Source organism: Massilia sp. CF038, from assembly GCF_900129765.1.
GTDB lineage: Bacteria > Pseudomonadota > Gammaproteobacteria > Burkholderiales > Burkholderiaceae_D > Telluria_A.
This window is the reverse complement of the sequence record NZ_FQWU01000002.1, coordinates 1010443-1027574: the sequence shown is the minus strand read 5'-3', so window position 1 is coordinate 1027574 and position 17132 is coordinate 1010443. Positions and strand designations below refer to the sequence as shown.

Below are 17132 nucleotides of genomic sequence, written 5' to 3'. Positions count from 1 at the left end.
ATTCGACAGGAACTGTATCGGTATACTATGACAACTTGATGACCGCCGGGGATCGAACGTTGTTAATTTGGTGAAGTTGGCCGATATCCACGTGTTTCTGCACGAAAAATTTCACGATCTGAAAAATTTTCTGTCAGGTGTGGTTTTTCTGCCAAAGGCAAAACGATCTCAATTCGGGTGCCGGGTGGCTCGTCGCTGCTGACGGTGATCTCGCCGTGCATGCCCCAGACCCGTTCGCGCATGCCAATCAGACCCAGCGACTGGGCTTTTTCCAGGTCGGCAGCGGTGATGCCGCAGCCATCGTCGCGGATGGAAATGAGCAGCTGGCTGTCGATCCGGTATAAATACATGGTCACATTGCTGGCGTTCGCATGCCGCGCAATATTGGTCAGAGCCTCTTGCACGATGCGGAAAATCGCGGTACTGGCGGCATCGTCGAGCCGCAGCTCGCTTTCGTCGGCATACAGCGCACAAGCGATGCCATGGCGTTCGACAAACTCGTCCCGCAATCCCTGCAGGGCGAAATACAGGCCGCCTTCGTCCAGTGCGCGCGGGCGCAGATTGGTGGCGATGCGGCGCAGCGATTGTATGGCCGTAAGTAAATTCTCTTCCATGCCGCCCATCAGGCGCGCGCTGGTCGGATTGGCGCCCGGTTCTTGCTGTAGCAGGGCCAGATCCATCCGCAGCGAGGCCAGCAGCTGGCCCAGATCGTCGTGCAGTTCGCGCGCGATGTGGGTGCGCTCTTCTTCGCGCACGGTTTGCAGTGCCGCCGACAACTGGCGCAACTGTGCGTGCGAGCGCGACAGCTTGTCCTGTACCTGCTGGCGCGCCGTCACGTCGCGCACGATGATGGTGTTGATACTGCCGTCGGCCTCTGTCATGCTCGATACCGAACCTTCCAGCGGGAACGTTTCGCCGTTGGCGCGGATGCCCGTGACCGCGTAATCGGTGGCGCGTCGGCCCACGCGCCCGCTGCCATCGCCGAAATAGGCGGGAATCGGGTCGCCCGGCGTGGTGGGCAGGGGGTGGATGTAGCGGCTCAAGGGGCTGCCCTGCATGGCGTCGACCGTGGTGGCAAACATGGCTGCGGCCGACGGGTTGGCCAGCACCACGGTCTGGGTGTCGTCCGTGGAAATGATGGCTTCGCTGGCATGCTGGATGATGTCGCGGCTGTGGCTGCGCGCAAAGCGCGGGCCGCGGCCGCCGGCAACAGCGCGCAGCAACAAGTGGCCGCCCGCCAGCCCGAGAAAGAACATGGAAACGCGCCAGCTGCGCAGGCGCAAAGAACGCTGGTTTTTCATTGCGTGCCTGCTGTAAATGGCGCGCGGATGCGGGCCCGGGAACAGCATACGGCACAGCTGTTGCCCCGATTTTGCGGGGCAACAAGGGAAGGGCCGATCGGCCCGCATTACATTTGCTTGAACAGGTGCAGGAAGCTGCGGCTCACTTCCAGCTTGTCCGGCTTGCCTTTAATGAGCACCAGATGACGGCCGCGGATGTCGCGCGTGACGCCTTCAATGGCATTCACGTTGACCAGCGTGGCGCGGTGGATCTGCCAGAACAGCGCGGGATCGAGTTCTTCGGCCAGATCGCGTACCGGTTTGCGGATCAGCGCTTCGAATTTTTCGGTCTGGACGCAGGTGTATTTTTCGTCGGAACGGAAAAACAGGATTTCTTCCACCGGGATCATGCGCAGGTCCTGACCAATGCTGGCCTGAATCCATTGCAGATAGGTCGGCTTGGGTGCAGCCATTTTTTCGGCCAGCTGAGACAGCATGGCAGTGACGCTGTCGTTGACGGCGGCTTTCGGCTTGTCCAGGCGCGCCTTGAGGCGGTCCACCGTGATCTGCAGGCGCTCGGGCTCGGGCGGCTTGAGCACATAATCGACCGCACCCCGTTCGAACGCTTCGACCGCGTACTGGTCATACGCTGTGACAAACACGATATTGCTGTCGGCGCCAATGGCGCGCGCCGCGTCCATGCCGGTCTTGCCCGGCATGCGGATGTCAAGGAAGGTAAGATCCGGTTTCAGTTCGGCCACCAGGGCAATGGCTTCGTCGCCATTTTTTGCCTCGCCGATGATCTCGAGTTCGGGCCAGACTTGCGACAAGCGCATGCGCAGCTGGTCCCGCATTAATCTTTCGTCGTCGGCAATGATTGCTGTAGGCATGGGAGGGCAGGGGAGACGTCAGGACTGTCAATTATTCAATACATCAGCGCTTTTATCAACCGCTCATTTGGCGCCGCTGCCGGGCCGAGAGACCTGGTACGGCACCTCGATGGTGGCAATCACGCCGCTGGGCGAATTGGCGGCAATGTGCAGCTGGCCCTGGTCGCCGTGCAGCAGCTTGAGGCGCTCGCGGATGGTCGGCAGGCCCAGGCCGGTGCCGTCGCTTGGCACCACGCCGAAGCCGACCCCATCGTCCGTGACGATCACGCGCAGCTTGCCGCTGGCAACCTCGGCCACGATCTTCAGGGTGCCGCCTTCGGGCTTGCATTCCAGGCCGTGCTTGATCGCGTTTTCCACCATCGATTGCAGCATCATGGGTGGGAAGGCGGCCGTGCGCAGGCCGTCGGGTATGTGCATCTCCACTGTCAGACGTTCTTCCATGCGCATCTTGAGCAAATTCAGGTAAGCCTGGACCATGTCCGCTTCGCGTCCCAGGTTGGTGACAACCGCGTTGTCCCGCATTTGCGGCAAGACCGCGCGCAGATACTGGATCAGGCTGCGCTGCATGGCCGAGGCGCGCGGCGGATTGGTTTCGATCAGATACTCGACCGAGGCCAGGGTGTTGAACAGGAAGTGCGGCTCGACCTGGGCTTGCATCATCTGCATCTTGGTTTCGGATAGCTGGCGCTGCATCGACTCGCGTTCGGCCGCCGCGTTGGCCGTGAGGGTTTCCGCTTCGGCGCGCTTCTTGCCGCCAACGAGCGCCTTCATCGCCAGCAACGCCAGAATCAGCAGCAGCACAAAGCTGCGGAACCAGGTCGAGGCCTGGCGGTGGTAGCGCGTGACCTTTTCTTCCGCCGCCGTTTCCACCGCGTTTTCAATCGCGTTCGACAATTCTTCGCCGATTTGCGGCGGCAGTTCAATGTGGACCGACTCACTGCCGTCGGGCATGGTCGATACTTGTGGGACGGTCGGTGGCGCAGGCTGCGCGGGATCGGCCGGCATGGCAGGCGGGGCCGGTGGCTCGGGCGGCACTGCCGGCGGCGTCATCGGCTTGCGCGGATTGAAATGAATGCCCGAATCGTCGATCAGAATGGTCGACTCGGGCTTTTTGGTCTTCTTTTTCTTGCCTTCGTCGGTGCGCATCACGACTTCTTCGCCAGAGCCGGAGAACAATTCGTTTTGCAAAATGTCCGCTGCGACCAGGGCCACCGCCGCGAACAGGAAGAACTTCCACCACGACAGCTGGGTCACCCAGGTGGTGGTGGCGTCAAAGGCGTGGTGCAAGCGCGTTGCGAAGGCGCTCACGTTGTGCTGCAGGTCGCTACTGGATGGCATGGTCTGGCGTTCCGTCTGCATAAAGTCGATGGCGGAGTGTAACTGACCCCGTCCCCGGTGTTGCGAAACACGACACGCCGACGGCGTTCATGTTGGGATGGTGCAACTTTAACCCCGGCAGTGGCAGTGGTCACCCCGTTTGCGACAGGCTGCAGAAATGGGGGAATAGAGCGTGTAAACGCACAAGCCGGGCAGGGCCCGGCTTGGTTTGATCGGCAGGCACCGTGCTTAAGGCAGGGCGATCTGGTTGTCGGTGCTGAACTGGTAATCCTTGAACACATGTTCTGCTGACAAGATCTGGTAAGTGCCGTCGTCCAGCTTGCGGGTGGTGTCCTTCAGGCGGTAGGTATAGTGGCCGCAGGTCCAGCAATTGAAGTTGCGCATGTGTGTGCACAGACAGGTTTTGTCCATCACCACCACGGTTTTTGCTTCCGGATGGGCCAGCACTTCGCGGTTGTACGAATTAATGTACGAGCAGTTGCCGGTGGCATCGAGCAAATAGCCGTACGATTCGCAGCCCGGGCGGATGCCGGCGCCAATGGCAGGGGTACTTTTGAGCATGCGCATCGGGTAGCCGGTCGGCGAAATGCCGTTGACGACGATATCGTCTTCGGTGGCGCGCACGTATTCCTGCTTGACGTCGGCAGGCAGGCCGCATTCGTGGGTAATGGTAAAGCGGGTCGCCACTTGCACGCCGCCAGCGCCTTTTTCCAGGAAACTCACGGCGTCCGAGCCGGTAAAGATGCCGCCTGCGGCAATCAGGGGAATCGTCAAGCCTTCGGTTTTCATGAAGGCATGGATCTCGTCCATGATGGTGTGCAGGTCGTATTCTTTCCAGTCCATGCCAAAGCCCAGGTGGCCGCCGGCCAGCGGACCTTCCACAATGATGTAGTCGGGCAGACGATCCAGACGGGAAATTTTGCGCAGGAACAGTTGCAGCGCGCGCACTGAGGACACTATGATGCCGAGCTTGGCGTCACGGAAGCGGGGATGGTCGGCGATCAGCGCAAATGAGCCCAGATGCAGGCCGGCCGACATGGTGATGCCATCGATGCCCGCGTCCAGCGCTGCCGACAAACGCGTGCGCAAGGTTTCCTTGGGCGCGTTCATGGTCAGCTTTTCCATGCAGTTGACGAAGATGAGACCATCGCCCTTTTTTGCCGCCATGGTCGCGCCCACGTGGCGGCGGGTGGCATCGGCCAGGCGTGCCAGGTCGAACTGGACCACCGCCTTGTCCATATTGTTGATGTTGAACTTGTAGGTCTTGGTCTTGTCTTTGACGTAGCTGGTATCGAATTTACGGTCCGACACGTCTTCTACCATCGCGTCCGAAATATGGCCAATGCCGCCCAGGCGGGCAGCTTCCAGCGCCAGTTCCGAGGTCGAAATATCGACACCCATGCCGCCGATCATGATGGGCACATATTCCTTGTTGCCCAGACGCAGGCGGAAATCATCAACACGTTTCATTGCTATCCTTAGACTACCAAGTTTGCCGATGCGCAGTGCGCAAGCTTCATTTTACCCCAAGGCCTGGCGGGTCCCCGGGGAGGTATACGTTCTCTGGCGTAATTTGGATGCAGGCTTAATCGCGGAAGTTATTGAACTCGAGCGGCATGTCCGGCACATCCTTGCGCAGCATGGCCATGGCCGCCTGCAAGTCGTCGCGCTTGGCGCCGGTCACCCGCACCGACTCGCCCTGAATGCTGGCCTGCACCTTCATCTTGCTTTCCTTGATGACCTTGACGATCTTTTTCGCGTCCTCGGTTTCAATGCCGTTTTTCACCTTGATCACTTGCTTGACCTTGTCGCCGCCGATCTTTTCGATCTTGCCCACGTCCAGGAAGCGCACGTCCACCTTACGCTTGGACAGCTTGTTGGTGAGCACGTCGCGCACTTGCGAGAGCTGGAAATCGGAATCGGCGAACGCGGTCAGCTCGGTATCCTTTTGTTCAACCTTGGCCGAACTGCCCTTGAAATCGAAGCGGGTCGTGATTTCCTTGTTCGATTGTTCGACAGCGTTTTTCACTTCGATCATGTCTGCTTCGGAGACGACATCAAACGACGGCATAGTGGCTTTCCTTTTAACGGGCGAAATTGGTGAATGCCGATATTTTAACGGACAACGGCCCGTTCTCCCCTGTTCCCGGGCGTTTTTTGCGGGAATGCCCCTATAATCGACGAAAACCAAGCTAACTTATGCAAACACAACTTCCCATCGTCCCCAATTTCCCGCTCCAGGCCCTCAACACCTTTGGCATTGCCGCCTGCGCCAGGGCGTACCTGAAGGTGAGCAGTGTCGATCAATTGCGTGCTGTCCTGGCCGATCCTGGCCTGGCGGCACTACCGCGTCTGCTGCTGGGAGGCGGCAGCAATATTGTGCTGACGGGTGACGTTGACGCGCTGGTGCTGCACATGGGAATCGAAGGGCGCAGCGTGCTCGGCCAGCAAGGTGAGCACACCCTGGTGCGCTGTGGCGGCGGCGAAAACTGGCACCACTTCGTGCAATGGACGCTGGCGCAAGGGTTGGGCGGGCTGGAAAACATGGCCCTCATCCCTGGCACCGTGGGCGCGTCGCCCATCCAGAACATTGGCGCCTACGGCACCGAAGTCAAGGATGTGTTTCACAGCCTGAGCGCGTGCGACCTGCGCACGGGCGACATGCGCACCATGGACGCGGCCGCCTGCCGCTTTGCCTATCGCGACAGTGTGTTCAAGCATCCTGAGGGCGCACACCTGGCCATTGTCGACGTCACCTTCGCCTTGCCAACCGCGTGGCAGCCGAACCTGCGCTACGGCGAACTGGCCCAGGCCGTGGCCGACGCCGGCTTAAGCAGTCCGAATGCCCAGCAAATCAGCGACCTGGTGGTGGCCATCCGCCAGCGCAAGTTGCCCGACCCGGCCGTCATTGGCAATGCCGGCAGCTTCTTCAAAAATCCCGTGGTCAGTGCCGAGCAATGCGCGCGCCTGCTGGCGGCGTTTCCCGGCTTGGTGCATCACGCACAGGCGGACGGCAGCGAAAAACTGGCGGCGGGCTGGCTGATTGACCAGTGCGGCTGGAAGGGCAAAAGCCTGGGCGCGGCCGGGGTGTACCCAAAACAGGCACTGGTGCTGGTCAACAATGGCGGCGCCAGCGGGGCCGACGTGCTGGCGCTGGCGCGCGCAATCCAGGCTGACGTACTGGCCCGCTACGGCGTCACCCTCGACACCGAACCCGTCTTCATTTAAACGCCAACGGCTAATTCGAGTGGGGTCAGCCGAAGTGGCAGACGTAGTCGAGCAGTTCGAGCGTGTCGATGTCAAAGCTGCTGTTGGCGCCGACGTCGAACGATTGACCGCCTTCATACAGCTGCCAGTCCTCGCTGCCTGCCAGACGGACCCGGCATTTGCCTGAGATCAGTTCCATCCGTTCCGGTGCGCCCGTGTTGAAGGTCAGCGAAGAGGGGAAGATCACGCCCACGCTTTTGCGCGTGCCATCGGCCAGCATCACGGTGTGCGAGACGCATTTGCCGTCGAAGTAGACGTTGGATTTTTTGGTCAGGATGACGTTCTCGAATGTGCTCATGCTGGTCCTTGCGCGATGGGGGAGTGGGTGCAGACGCGATTGCGTCCGCCGTTTTTTGCTTCGTACATGGCACTGTCGGCGCCTGCCACCAGCTGCGCCGGGCTGCCGTCCGGGCCCGGGATCAGGGTCGCTACGCCTATCGACATGGTGACCACGCCGGCAGCAGCTCCGCCATGCGCCAGCGCCAGCGCTTCGAGGTGGCTGCGGCAGCTCTCGGCCACGGCCAGTGCACCGGCCGCGGGTGTGTCGGGCAGAAGCAGGGCGAACTCTTCGCCGCCGTAGCGCGCGGCCAGGTCGGCCGGACGCTTGAGGTTTTCGGTCAGGACGGCCGCGACTTTTTTCAGGCACAGGTCGCCTGCCGGGTGGCCCAGTTCGTCGTTGTAGGCTTTGAAGCAGTCGACGTCGCAGATCAGCAGCGACAGGGTGCTGCGCTCGCGCTGTCCGCGCTGCCATTCGGCTGCCAGCGCGGCGTCAAAGCGGCGCCGGTTGGCGATGCCGGTCAGCGCGTCCAGCGCGGCCAGGCGTTCAAGTTCGATATTGGCGGCCGCCAGCTTTTGCTCGCTGGCGCGCAGCGCGCGAAAGGCCGCGTCACGCTGCAAGGCGCTGATGTAGCCGGCTGCGTGGTAGCGCACGCGCGCCTGCATTTCAAGCTGGTCGGGCAGCTTGATCATGTAGTCGTTGGCGCCGAGCGCGAAGCCTTGTGCCTTGAGCTTGGGATCCTCTTTTGCCGACAGCACGATCACCGGCACGGCGCGCAGGGCAGCGTTGGCGCGATAGGCTTCAATCAGCGCAAAGCCGTCGATGCCGGGCATGACCAGGTCTTGCAAGATCACATGCGGCTGCAGGCGCACGGCGGCCGCTTCCGCCTCGGCAGGGTCGGTCACGAAGTGAAATTCGATGTCGGGACCGAGCATGCGGCGCACCGCTTCGGCAATGATGCGCTGGTCGTCCACCAGCAGCACGCGCACGGTGTCTTCGGTGATGCCGGGCGCGCTGATGGACTCAGTCGCGGTGCTGCTCTGTTCGGGGGACGACATCGTTTGTTATTTTATTGGCATTGATCAGCTGGATATTATGCCAGCTTCATGCCGGTCCGTTGACGCAGGGTGCGCGCGATCTGTTCGAGCGACAGAATCTGCTGCGCGGCGCCGATGTCGGCCGCGGCGCGCGGCATGCCGTACACGGCGCTGCTGGCCTGGTCTTGCGCAATGGTGGTCTTGCCAGCCTGGCGCATGGCCAGCAGGCCCTGGGCGCCGTCGCGCCCCATGCCTGTCAACAAAATACCGGTCGCATCACCGTCCCAGTGGCGCGCCACGCAGTCGAAGAACACATCGACCGAGGGACGGTAAGGATAGTCGCGCGGTTCAGCCGCATAGTGCAGGCGGTGACGTGCGTTGAGCGTGAGGTGATCGTTGGTGCGTGCAATTTGTACGCAGTTGGCCGACAGCGTGTCGCCATCTTCAATCACTTTGACTGGCACGCCCGTATGTTCGCCCAGCCATTTGGCAAAGTGGCCACCGAAATTTTCGTCAATGTGCTGGACCACGACGATGGCCGTGCCGGCCGGCGGTATCCAGTTTGACAGGATATGCGCCACCGCCACCGGTCCCCCTGTCGAGGCGCCAATCGCAAGCAGATGGCGCACGCCCGGTCCGCCTTCGACTTCTGCGCGCGCCGGGCGTGTCTCGTTGCGGCTTGCCTTGACCAGTTTGCCAATGGTCTTGATCTTGGCCAGCAGGGCGCTGTCGCCTGCGATCGCACCTGCCAGTATCGGGGTGGCGGTGACGTCCAGTGCCCCTGCGCCAAGGGCGCGAAATACCTGGCTGACGTTGTCCTGCGGGGCGCCTGTCACAATCAGGATGGCGCATGGTGAGCGTTCCATGATCTGACGCGTCGCTTCCACGCCGTCAAGTTCGGGCATGTTCAGGTCCATCAGGATCAGGTCGGGCCGCTGGTCGGCGCACATACGCACCGCTTCGATACCGGTGCGCGCAATCCAGATCACCTGGTGCTCGCTGGTGCCGGCAATCACGCGCCGCAGCGCTTCGGCCGCCATGGACACGTCGTTGGCGATCCCGATCTTCATGCGCCAGCCTCCCCAATCAGGTCCTGCACGGCATCGAGCAGCGTCTCGTCGTGGAAGCTGCCCTTGGTCAGATAGTAGTCAGCGCCGGCGCTCATGCCACGCGCACGGTCTTCGGGGCGGTCCTTGTAGGAGACGATCATCACCGGTGTCTGGTGCAGATGCAGGTCCTTCTTGATCAAGGCAACAAGCTCGATGCCGTCCATGCGCGGCATGTCGACGTCGGTGATCACCAGGTCGTACTGGCCGCTGCGCACCACGTTCCAGCCGTCGATGCCGTCCACCGCCACGTCGACCTGGTAACCGCGTCCGTGCAGCAGTTTGCGTTCCATTTCGCGCACGGTGAGCGAGTCGTCCACGACCAGAATGCGCTTGACCTTGCGCGCACTGGCGGCACGTTCGCCCGCCAGCTGGTGCAGGCTGCCTTCGCCCAGCAGCTTGTCGATCGAGAGCAGCAGGTCGGGCACGTCGAGAATGAGGACGGGACTGCCGTCATCCAGCAGGGCGGCGGCGCTGATGTCGCGCAGCTTGCCGAACATCTGGTCCAGTCCCTGCACGGCCAGGCTTTGCTCGCCGCGGATGGCGTCCACGACCAGCGCGTAGCGGCGCAGCCCGGCGCCAATCACGACCACGGCCAGGTCGTCGGCATTGGCCGCAAGCTGGCCCAGTTCCAGCACCTGGGATGCCGATACCAGCCCAATATGTTCGCCGCCGTAGTCGAAGAACTGCTTGTTTTCCAAGGTGTGAATGTCCGCCTGCGCGACTTTGAGGACGCGTTCGACTTTCACGATCGGGATTGCGTAGGCTTCGTTCTGAATGTCCACCACCAGAGCGCGCACCACCGACTGGGTCAGCGGCAGGGTAATCGAGGTGCGCATGCCCTGGCCGGGTTCGGACTCCAGACGCACGGTGCCATTCTGCTCGCGTATGGTCTGGTGCACGATGTCGAGCCCGACCCCGCGGCCCGAGATTTCGCTGGTGGTCTCTTTCAGGCTGAAGGCCGGCAGGAACAGGAATTCCATCAGTTCGGGCGTCGACAGCGCCTGCGCCATGTCGCTGCTGGCCATCCTGCGCTTGACGACGTTGCGGCGGATCGCCTCGGGGTCGACACCGCGGCCGTCGTCGCGAATTTCGATGCTGAGCATGCCCGCGCGGTGGCGCGCTTCCAGCGTGATGGTGCCAAGCGCGCTCTTGCCAGCGGCCAGCCGCTCGGCCGGCGCTTCGATGCCGTGGTCGACGGCATTGCGCAGCATGTGGTTGAGCGGGCTTTCAATTCTGGCCAGGATATCGCGGTCGACCAGGGTTTCTTCGCCGCTGATGATCAGCTGCGCCTCTTTGCCCAGGCTGCGCGCCAGGTCGCGCACCATGCGCGGGAAGGGCTGCACGCCGTCGCGGAACGGCCGCATGCGCAGGGTCAGCACTTCATCGAGCATGGCAGAGGAGCCGACCAGCAGGCGCCGCTCGTAGCTTTCAATGTCTGCCATGTGGCCAAGCACGAACTGCTTGAGCGGGTGGGCTTTCTGGGTGACCTGGATGGCCTTGTCAATCAGGGCCGGGTCGCCGTTCTTCACGATGGCGTCCTGCAGTTGTTCCAGCACTTGAAACAGCGCACTCTGGTTGCGTTTGAAGCGTTGCAGCTGTTCGATAAAGGGACGCAGCTGGTGCGCGTTGATGCGCGCTTCGCTGGACAGGGCCAGCAGGCGGTCGAAGTTCTGGGCAGCGGTACCGGCGCGGGCGGCGGCGGCCAAAGGCGCGCGCACGGGCGCGGGCTCGCTGTCCGACACCCCGGCGGCCGCGCCAATCTGGCCACTGGCTTCCAGTGCTGCCATGGCCGCCATCGCTGCGGCCACTTCGTCGTCTTCGTCCAGCGCGGCGGCAGGTGCCGGCACGCGCGCGCCATCATCGAGTTCGCCAATCGCGGCCGTGGCCTGCACCAGAACGGCGATCCGCTCGGCGTTGTCGGCGAGCCAGGCATTCACCTCGCTCTCGGGCTGCAGCGCCACCTGGGCGATCAGGTCGACGCCGCCCAGCAGCATGTCGACACGCGCTGCCGACAGTTCGAGCTTGCCATCCTGGGCCGCGATGAACGCATCTTCCATCGCGTGCGCCAGCTGCACCACCGGATCGAGGCCGACGATGGCGGCCGCACCCTTGATCGAGTGCGCAGCGCGCATCATCGGTTCGATGCGCGCTGCGGCACCGCCCCGTTCGAGCGCCAGCAGGCCATCGGTCAGGATCTGGGTCTGGCCGTCCGCTTCCATGCGGAACAGGTCCATCATGGAAAACTGCGACAGGTCGTTCTGCTCGTGGCTCATCGCAGCAGCCTCGCCATCTGGTGTCCCATCAAGGCCGCATCGAGCACACCAATGTGCATGGCATCGTGGCTCAAGACCCCGGTCAGGAAGCGCTCAATGCCCTTGTTGATGGTGGCGGCCGGCGCCTTGATGCTGCGCGCGGGATAGCGCACGATGCCGTGCAGGTCCGCTGCCGGCAACGCATACACCTGGCCCTCCCAGCGCACGACCACCAGGCGGGCAAACGTGTGCCGTCCGCTGGCCTGCATGGCGCCGCTTTCGTCAATGCCCAGCATGGCGGCCAGGGAAATGGCCGGCACCAGCTTGCCGCTGACATTGACGACGCCCAGCAAGGCAGTACTGGCGCGGTGCGGCACCCGGTGCGGCGCGGCCAGCGGGGCAACCGCATCGACCACTGCCGCAGGAAATGCAAGCCACTCGCGCCCGATCCGGAAGACCAGGGCAGCACTGTCGTTAGTGGCCTTATCGTGCTGCACCTCGCGCAGACGGGCCGCCCATTCGTCGCGATAGCCCTCGTTGACGGGACGCTGCAGATTGCGGCGCGCGGCCTCGGCATACACTTCGCAATTACGGCAGTGGATGTGCTGTTCGAGCTTGGGGCAGCTCTTGTCACCGGCCACACCGATCCGGTTCCAGCAGTCGGACAAGGGCATGCTGACGTCGTCGCTCATGGCAGGCTCCTGGCCACGCCGCCGTGGCGGCCGTACACGCGTGCGGCGCGCTGACGCAGGGCGGCTGCCTGCGTGGCGTCGCCCTGCTGTTCTGCCAGCAGGGCCAGGTGGCACAGGGCCTGGTAGTGGTCAGGCTGGAGGTAGATGCAGCGGCGCCAGTAGCCATCGGCCACGCCGGGCTTGTTCTGGCATTCGCTGATCATCCCCAGAATGAAGTAGGCTTCGGCGGCCCCGGGTTCGGTTTGCAGCAATTGGTGACACAGCGCCGCTGCCGCGGCCAGCTCGCCACTATCGGCCAGGCTGCTGGCCTGTTCCAGCTGTTCGGCCACCGAGGCGGCAGGATTGCGCGCGGCAGGCGCTGACGCGGCCGCGTGTGCAGCGCCGGTGGGAGCCGAGGGCGCCGGCGCGGGCACGCGCGGGGCAGGGCGCAATGCCGCGGGCACCACTGCTGCCGCCGGCTGCGGCTGGGCTACGCGGCTCGCACTGCGGCGCTCTTTTTGCAGCGCAAATGCACCCGGTGAGCGCATGGGAGTAAAACCCTGACTGCAAAAGGCCGGCACCTCTGCGTATCCGGCAAACAGCAGGCCGTCGTCGGCCAGCATCAGGCGCAGCCTGGCAATGGCGCCATTGGTGGTCGCTTCGTCAAAATAAATCAGCAGATTGCGGCAGAAGACGATGTCGTAGCGCCCGCTGCTGGCGGCAGCATCAATGGTCAGCAGATTGCCGTGGCTGAAGTTGACCTGCTCGCGCAAGGCCGGGTCGATCTGGTATTCGCTGCCCACTTGCGTGAAGTAGCGCTCGCGGAAGGCCAGGTTCCCACCACGGAAAGCGTTGCGGGTGTAGCGGCCCTGACGCGCGCGCGCCAGCGCCACCTCCGACAGGTCGACCGCGTCGATCCTGAAGGCGCCACGGTCGACACCAGCATCTTGCAGCGCCATCGCCATCGAATAAGGTTCCTCGCCGCCGGCGCATGGAATCGACAAAATGCGCACGGTGCGCAAGGGATGGGTGGCCAGGCGTTGACTGACAAATCGCGCGGCCGCGAAGAACGCTTCAGGGTCACGGAACATCCACGATTCGGGAATGACCACCAGTTCGGCCAGCGCCTGCAGTTCGTCGCCATTGAGCAGCGCTGGGTAGCGCGCGGGATCGGCGAGTCCGAGCGCGGCGATCCGTTGCGCCACCGCGCGGTCGACAGTCAGCTGGTTCAGATCCAGGCCGGTTTCACGCTGCAGCAGGTCGCGCGGGTTCATGCGGCTTGCTCCCGGCGAAACAGCAGTTCCTGCACCGCTGGTGGGATCAATTGCGCCAGTTCGACCAGTTGCAGCATGCCGTTCGCGCCTGTGCTGACCTGGCCCAGGAAGGGCGCGCCGTCAATGCCGGCGTCGCGCAGGCTGGCGTCGGCAATCGTTTCGATGCCAGCCACGTGTTCGGCCAGCAGGCCCAGTGGCGCGCTGCCGGCCGCGAGCGGATAGTCAACCAGAATGATACGGGTATCGACCCAGATTTGTTCGGGCGCCATGCCGGCCAGGGTGGACAGGTCAATTACCGGTACCGGCATGCCATGCAAGTCCATCACACCGGCGACGTACGCCGGTGCCTGCGGCAGCTGCTTGAGGGCTGCCGCAGGCAGGACGCGCGTCAGCGCTGCCAGAGGCAGTCCATAGCGATCCTTCCCGATGTGAAAGACCAGCACCTTCATGGTCTCAGGTGCTCACCGAAAACGTGGCCACCGACGCTTGCAGATCGCTGGCGGCATACTGCAGCTGGTGCACCGCTTCGCTGGTGGCCTTGAGCGACTCGACCGTCTGCTGGGTGGCGTCGTTCAGCTGCATCATGGTGTCCGAGATTTGCGAGGCGCCCACGGCCTGTGACTGCATCCCCTGCAGCACCAGGTCGAACTGGGGTGCGAGTTTTTGTACCTGGTCCATCACCGACGAGAGCTGTTCGCCCACCTGGCGCACTTCGCCCACGCTGCGCCGGATCTCTTCCGAGAATTTGTCCATGCCCATGACCGAGGCCGACACCGCCGACTGCATCTCCTTGAGCATCTGTTCGATGTCCCAGGTCGAGACCGAGGTCTGATCGGCCAGGCGCCGGATCTCGGTTGCCACGACCGAGAATCCACGGCCCGCGTCACCGGCCTTTTCGGCCTCGATGGCGGCGTTCAGCGACAGGATGTTGGTTTGGTCGGCGACCTTCGTGATCGTGATCAGAACACTGTTGATGTTCGATGCCTTCTCCGACAGGGCGGCCAGTTTGGCGTTGATCGAATCGGTGGCCGAGACCATGTGCTGCATGGTCGCGTCCATGCGTTTCAGGTTGGTCTGGGCTTCGGCAGTAGCGCTGGTGGTGTAGTCAGCCACTGCGGTGGCGCTTTCCATGGTCTTGAGCAGCTGGGCCGTGTTGGCCGAGATTTCCTTGGTGGTGGACAGGATCTCAACGCTGGTCTGGGCCTGTTCGATGCCCGTGGCTTCCTGCTGCTTGGCCGAGGCGGCAATTTCAGTGGCCGAGGTGGTGACCTGGATGCCCGCCTTCTGCACGTTGTTGATCAGTTTGCGCAAGTTGTCGACCATGGTTTGCAGCCCGTCGCCCATGCGTCCGATGGCGTCGCTGCCTTTCACGCTGACGCTGCCGGTCAGGTCGCCCACGGCCGCTTTCGAGACCACATCGAGCAGTGCGTCCACCTTGGCCCGCAGTTCATTGGTGGTGCGCTGCTCGTTGGCCTGGCTGTCTTCGATGGCTTGCGCCATGCGGTTGAATTCCAGCGTGACCTTGCCCAGTTCATCGGACGACAGTACCTGCGCCCGCGCGCCTTGCTGGCCAGCGGCGATCTGGCCCACGGCCTGGGTCAGATTGTTCAGGGGCGACAGCAACGCGCGTGCCAGCAGGTAGCCAACGAACACGGCCAACACCACACACACAATGCCGCCGCCTACCAGGACTTGGTACATGCCCTTTTGCAGCGCCTCTGAGGTCTGGGTGCGCTCGGAAAGCAAGCGTCGCTCCTCCGTGGCGGCTTCTTCGATCAGCGCGCGGATGTCGGCTATCGCTTTTGCGCCATTGAGCACATCGGCGGCGCTGGCCACTTGCTGCGATACGCCTGCCGTCTTGTTCAACTCTCGGCGCTTTTCGATCAGCGGATTGATCACGTTGACGATCCAATCGGTCATCATCGGATCGAGCTTGCGCATGCGGGCCTGCTGGGCCGGGTTGTCGGCGGTGAGGCTAAGTACCTTCTGCAGATGGGTACGAGCCAGCGCTTCTTCCTTATTGATCGGCCCGACCAGCGATTCATTCCCAGTCAACATGAAGCCGCGCGTGGAGGTCTGGATCTGCAGCAGCGAGGTCGTGATCTGGTTGGTTTCGTTGAGCACTTCCAGCGTGTGACGGTCCCAGTCGCTGGCATCGGACAGCCGATTGAAATTGTTGTACGCCATGCTCAGCAGCACAAGAATGATGAGCAGAATGGCGCCGAAGCCGGCAAACAGTTTGTGCTTGATACTGAAATGGCTGAACATGGATGCTCCGGAGCGTGGTCTCAGCATAAATGTAACATTTTGCCGGGCCCGACAGGGTGTTTCAACGTGCGTGGCACCAACATCTTGCACAATCGGGGTCATGTAACCGGGGTCAGACCCCAAACGGGTGAACCGGGGTCTGACCCCGGTTACAGGTCTGACCCCGATTGTGCAAGAAAAAAGCCGCCCGAAGGCGGCTTGGGGCGGGGCCGGGTCGCTTATTGGCCGCGCTTTTGGCGCGCTACGGCGGCAATGCGCATGCGCAGGGCGTTGAGCTTGATGAAGCCACCGGCGTCAGCCTGGTTGTAGGCGCCGCCGTCTTCGTCGAAGGTGGCGATGTTCATGTCGAACAGGGAATCGGTCTTGGAGTCGCGCGCGACCACGATCACGTTGCCCTTGTAGAGTTTCAGGCGAACCCAGCCATTGACAGTCAGCTGCGTGTGGTCGATCAGCGTCTGCAGCGCCACGCGCTCGGGCGCCCACCAGTAGCCGTTGTAGATCATCGAGGCGTAACGCGGCATCAGGTCATCCTTCAGGTGCGCCACTTCGCGGTCCAGGGTGATCGATTCGATTGCACGGTGACCCTTGAGCATGATGGTGCCGCCCGGGGTTTCATAGCAGCCGCGCGACTTCATGCCGACGTAGCGGTTTTCTACCAGATCCAGGCGGCCGATGCCGTGCTTGCCGCCCACGCGGTTCAGCTCCGTCAATACAGCCGCTGGGCTCATGCGCACGCCGTTGATGGCGACGATGTCGCCCTTTTCGTATTCCAGATCCAGGTATTCGGCCGCGTCAGGCGCGTTTTCCGGGCTGACGGTCCAGCGCCACATGGTTTCTTCGGCTTCGGCGCTGGGGTTTTCCAGATGGCGGCCTTCGAACGAGATGTGCAGCAGATTGGCGTCCATCGAGTAGGGCGCGCCGCCGTTCTTGTGCTTCATGTCGATGTCGATGCCCGCGTCTTCTGCGTATTTCAGCAGCTTTTCGCGCGACAGCAGGTCCCATTCGCGCCACGGGGCGATGATCTTGACGTCCGGTTTAAGCGCATAGGCGCCCAGTTCGAAGCGTACCTGGTCGTTGCCCTTGCCGGTGGCGCCGTGCGAGATGGCGTCGGCGCCGGTCTCGCGCGTGATTTCGATCAGGCGCTTGGCGATCAGGGGACGGGCAATCGAGGTGCCCAGCAGATACTCGCCTTCGTACACGGTATTGGCGCGGAACATCGGGAACACGAAGTCGCGCGTGAATTCTTCGCGCACGTCGTCGATGTAGATGTTTTCCGGTTTGATGCCGAACTTGATCGCTTTGGCGCGTGCGGGTTCCAGCTCTTCGCCCTGGCCCAGATCGGCCGTGAAGGTGACGATTTCGCACTGGTAGTTATCCTGCAGCCATTTGAGGATGACCGAGGTATCGAGACCGCCGGAATAGGCGAGGACTACTTTTTTAATATCGCTCATGATCTTTGTCGTAAGGGT

15 protein-coding genes are annotated in these 17132 nt (G+C 62.7%); 1 reads left to right on the top strand and 14 read right to left on the bottom strand.

All coding sequences use genetic code 11. The features are described from left to right. Positions 1 to 62: 62 nt before the first annotated feature. The 5 genes from BUC24_RS15000 to BUC24_RS14980 all read right to left on the bottom strand — a co-directional run bounded on the left by BUC24_RS15000 (position 63) and on the right by BUC24_RS14980 (position 5579). Complete coding sequence (locus BUC24_RS15000) at positions 63 to 1301, bottom strand: PAS domain-containing sensor histidine kinase (RefSeq protein ID WP_083599017.1); 1239 nt, start codon at positions 1299 to 1301, stop codon at positions 63 to 65. A 107-nt stretch (positions 1302 to 1408) separates the two neighbouring features. Then, a complete protein-coding gene (locus BUC24_RS14995) occupies positions 1409 to 2170 on the bottom strand; it encodes a LytR/AlgR family response regulator transcription factor (RefSeq protein ID WP_073217716.1) in 762 nt (253 codons plus the stop codon). Between the two features lie 63 nt (positions 2171 to 2233). Beyond that, on the bottom strand, positions 2234 to 3508 hold the full coding sequence (locus BUC24_RS14990; RefSeq protein ID WP_073220155.1) for a sensor histidine kinase: 1275 nt from the start codon (positions 3506 to 3508) through the stop codon (positions 2234 to 2236). A 228-nt stretch (positions 3509 to 3736) separates the two neighbouring features. Next, positions 3737 to 4978 carry a nitronate monooxygenase gene (locus BUC24_RS14985; protein WP_073217713.1) on the bottom strand — a complete coding sequence of 414 codons (1242 nt, stop codon included), beginning with the start codon at positions 4976 to 4978 and terminating at the stop codon, positions 3737 to 3739. Positions 4979 to 5093: 115 nt separating this feature from the next. Then, positions 5094 to 5579 carry a YajQ family cyclic di-GMP-binding protein gene (locus BUC24_RS14980; protein ID WP_073217710.1) on the bottom strand — a complete coding sequence of 162 codons (486 nt, stop codon included), beginning with the start codon at positions 5577 to 5579 and terminating at the stop codon, positions 5094 to 5096. Positions 5580 to 5707: 128 nt separating this feature from the next. On the opposite strand from BUC24_RS14980, the gene murB reads away from it, so the two are divergent. Continuing rightward, positions 5708 to 6736, top strand: coding sequence for a UDP-N-acetylmuramate dehydrogenase (gene murB, locus BUC24_RS14975; RefSeq protein ID WP_073217707.1), 1029 nt, complete (start codon positions 5708 to 5710; stop codon positions 6734 to 6736). Between the two features lie 25 nt (positions 6737 to 6761). Here murB and BUC24_RS14970 read toward each other — a convergent pair whose 3' ends face one another. The 9 genes from BUC24_RS14970 to BUC24_RS14930 all read right to left on the bottom strand — a co-directional run bounded on the left by BUC24_RS14970 (position 6762) and on the right by BUC24_RS14930 (position 17114). Then, on the bottom strand, positions 6762 to 7073 hold the full coding sequence (locus BUC24_RS14970; protein ID WP_073217704.1) for a pyrimidine/purine nucleoside phosphorylase: 312 nt from the start codon (positions 7071 to 7073) through the stop codon (positions 6762 to 6764). Further along, positions 7070 to 8110: a diguanylate cyclase gene (locus BUC24_RS14965; RefSeq protein ID WP_073217701.1), complete on the bottom strand. Its 1041-nt coding sequence runs from the start codon at positions 8108 to 8110 to the stop codon at positions 7070 to 7072. Before BUC24_RS14965 ends, BUC24_RS14970 begins: the two co-directional genes overlap by 4 nt. A gap of 35 nt (positions 8111 to 8145) precedes the next feature. After that, positions 8146 to 9159: a chemotaxis-specific protein-glutamate methyltransferase CheB gene (gene cheB, locus BUC24_RS14960; RefSeq protein WP_073217698.1), complete on the bottom strand. Its 1014-nt coding sequence runs from the start codon at positions 9157 to 9159 to the stop codon at positions 8146 to 8148. Then, positions 9156 to 11471, bottom strand: coding sequence for a hybrid sensor histidine kinase/response regulator (locus tag BUC24_RS14955; protein ID WP_073217695.1), 2316 nt, complete (start codon positions 11469 to 11471; stop codon positions 9156 to 9158). Before BUC24_RS14955 ends, cheB begins: the two co-directional genes overlap by 4 nt. Continuing rightward, entirely contained in the window at positions 11468 to 12142 is a 675-nt protein-coding gene (locus BUC24_RS14950) for a chemotaxis protein CheW (protein WP_073217692.1), read from the bottom strand. The genes BUC24_RS14955 and BUC24_RS14950 overlap by 4 nt, the downstream gene beginning before the upstream one ends. Beyond that, positions 12139 to 13395 (bottom strand): CheR family methyltransferase, encoded by a 1257-nt coding sequence (locus BUC24_RS14945; RefSeq protein WP_073217687.1) that lies wholly within the window; start codon positions 13393 to 13395, stop codon positions 12139 to 12141. Before BUC24_RS14945 ends, BUC24_RS14950 begins: the two co-directional genes overlap by 4 nt. Further along, entirely contained in the window at positions 13392 to 13844 is a 453-nt protein-coding gene (locus BUC24_RS14940; RefSeq protein WP_073217684.1) for a chemotaxis protein CheW, read from the bottom strand. The genes BUC24_RS14945 and BUC24_RS14940 overlap by 4 nt, the downstream gene beginning before the upstream one ends. A gap of 4 nt (positions 13845 to 13848) precedes the next feature. Further along, positions 13849 to 15663 carry a methyl-accepting chemotaxis protein gene (locus BUC24_RS14935; RefSeq protein ID WP_073217681.1) on the bottom strand — a complete coding sequence of 605 codons (1815 nt, stop codon included), beginning with the start codon at positions 15661 to 15663 and terminating at the stop codon, positions 13849 to 13851. A gap of 218 nt (positions 15664 to 15881) precedes the next feature. Beyond that, on the bottom strand, positions 15882 to 17114 hold the full coding sequence (locus tag BUC24_RS14930; RefSeq protein ID WP_073217677.1) for an argininosuccinate synthase: 1233 nt from the start codon (positions 17112 to 17114) through the stop codon (positions 15882 to 15884). Positions 17115 to 17132 lie beyond the last annotated feature (18 nt).

Excerpts from the sequence above, each read along its gene's own strand:
- BUC24_RS14995 (WP_073217716.1), bottom strand. The coding sequence starts at position 2,170 with ATGCCTACAGCAATCATTGCCGACGACGAAAGATTAATGCGGGACCAG.
- BUC24_RS14970 (WP_073217704.1), bottom strand. The coding sequence starts at position 7,073 with ATGAGCACATTCGAGAACGTCATCCTGACCAAAAAATCCAACGTCTAC.
- BUC24_RS14935 (WP_073217681.1), bottom strand. The coding sequence starts at position 15,663 with ATGTTCAGCCATTTCAGTATCAAGCACAAACTGTTTGCCGGCTTCGGC.
- BUC24_RS14950 (WP_073217692.1), bottom strand. The coding sequence starts at position 12,142 with ATGAGCGACGACGTCAGCATGCCCTTGTCCGACTGCTGGAACCGGATC.
- BUC24_RS14965 (WP_073217701.1), bottom strand. The coding sequence starts at position 8,110 with ATGTCGTCCCCCGAACAGAGCAGCACCGCGACTGAGTCCATCAGCGCG.
- BUC24_RS14945 (WP_073217687.1), bottom strand. The coding sequence starts at position 13,395 with ATGAACCCGCGCGACCTGCTGCAGCGTGAAACCGGCCTGGATCTGAAC.
- BUC24_RS14940 (WP_073217684.1), bottom strand. The coding sequence starts at position 13,844 with ATGAAGGTGCTGGTCTTTCACATCGGGAAGGATCGCTATGGACTGCCT.
- BUC24_RS14985 (WP_073217713.1), bottom strand. The coding sequence starts at position 4,978 with ATGAAACGTGTTGATGATTTCCGCCTGCGTCTGGGCAACAAGGAATAT.
- BUC24_RS15000 (WP_083599017.1), bottom strand. The coding sequence starts at position 1,301 with ATGAAAAACCAGCGTTCTTTGCGCCTGCGCAGCTGGCGCGTTTCCATG.
- BUC24_RS14930 (WP_073217677.1), bottom strand. The coding sequence starts at position 17,114 with ATGAGCGATATTAAAAAAGTAGTCCTCGCCTATTCCGGCGGTCTCGAT.
- cheB (WP_073217698.1), bottom strand. The coding sequence starts at position 9,159 with ATGAAGATCGGGATCGCCAACGACGTGTCCATGGCGGCCGAAGCGCTG.
- BUC24_RS14990 (WP_073220155.1), bottom strand. The coding sequence starts at position 3,508 with ATGCCATCCAGTAGCGACCTGCAGCACAACGTGAGCGCCTTCGCAACG.
- BUC24_RS14955 (WP_073217695.1), bottom strand. The coding sequence starts at position 11,471 with ATGAGCCACGAGCAGAACGACCTGTCGCAGTTTTCCATGATGGACCTG.
- BUC24_RS14980 (WP_073217710.1), bottom strand. The coding sequence starts at position 5,579 with ATGCCGTCGTTTGATGTCGTCTCCGAAGCAGACATGATCGAAGTGAAA.
- murB (WP_073217707.1), top strand. The coding sequence starts at position 5,708 with ATGCAAACACAACTTCCCATCGTCCCCAATTTCCCGCTCCAGGCCCTC.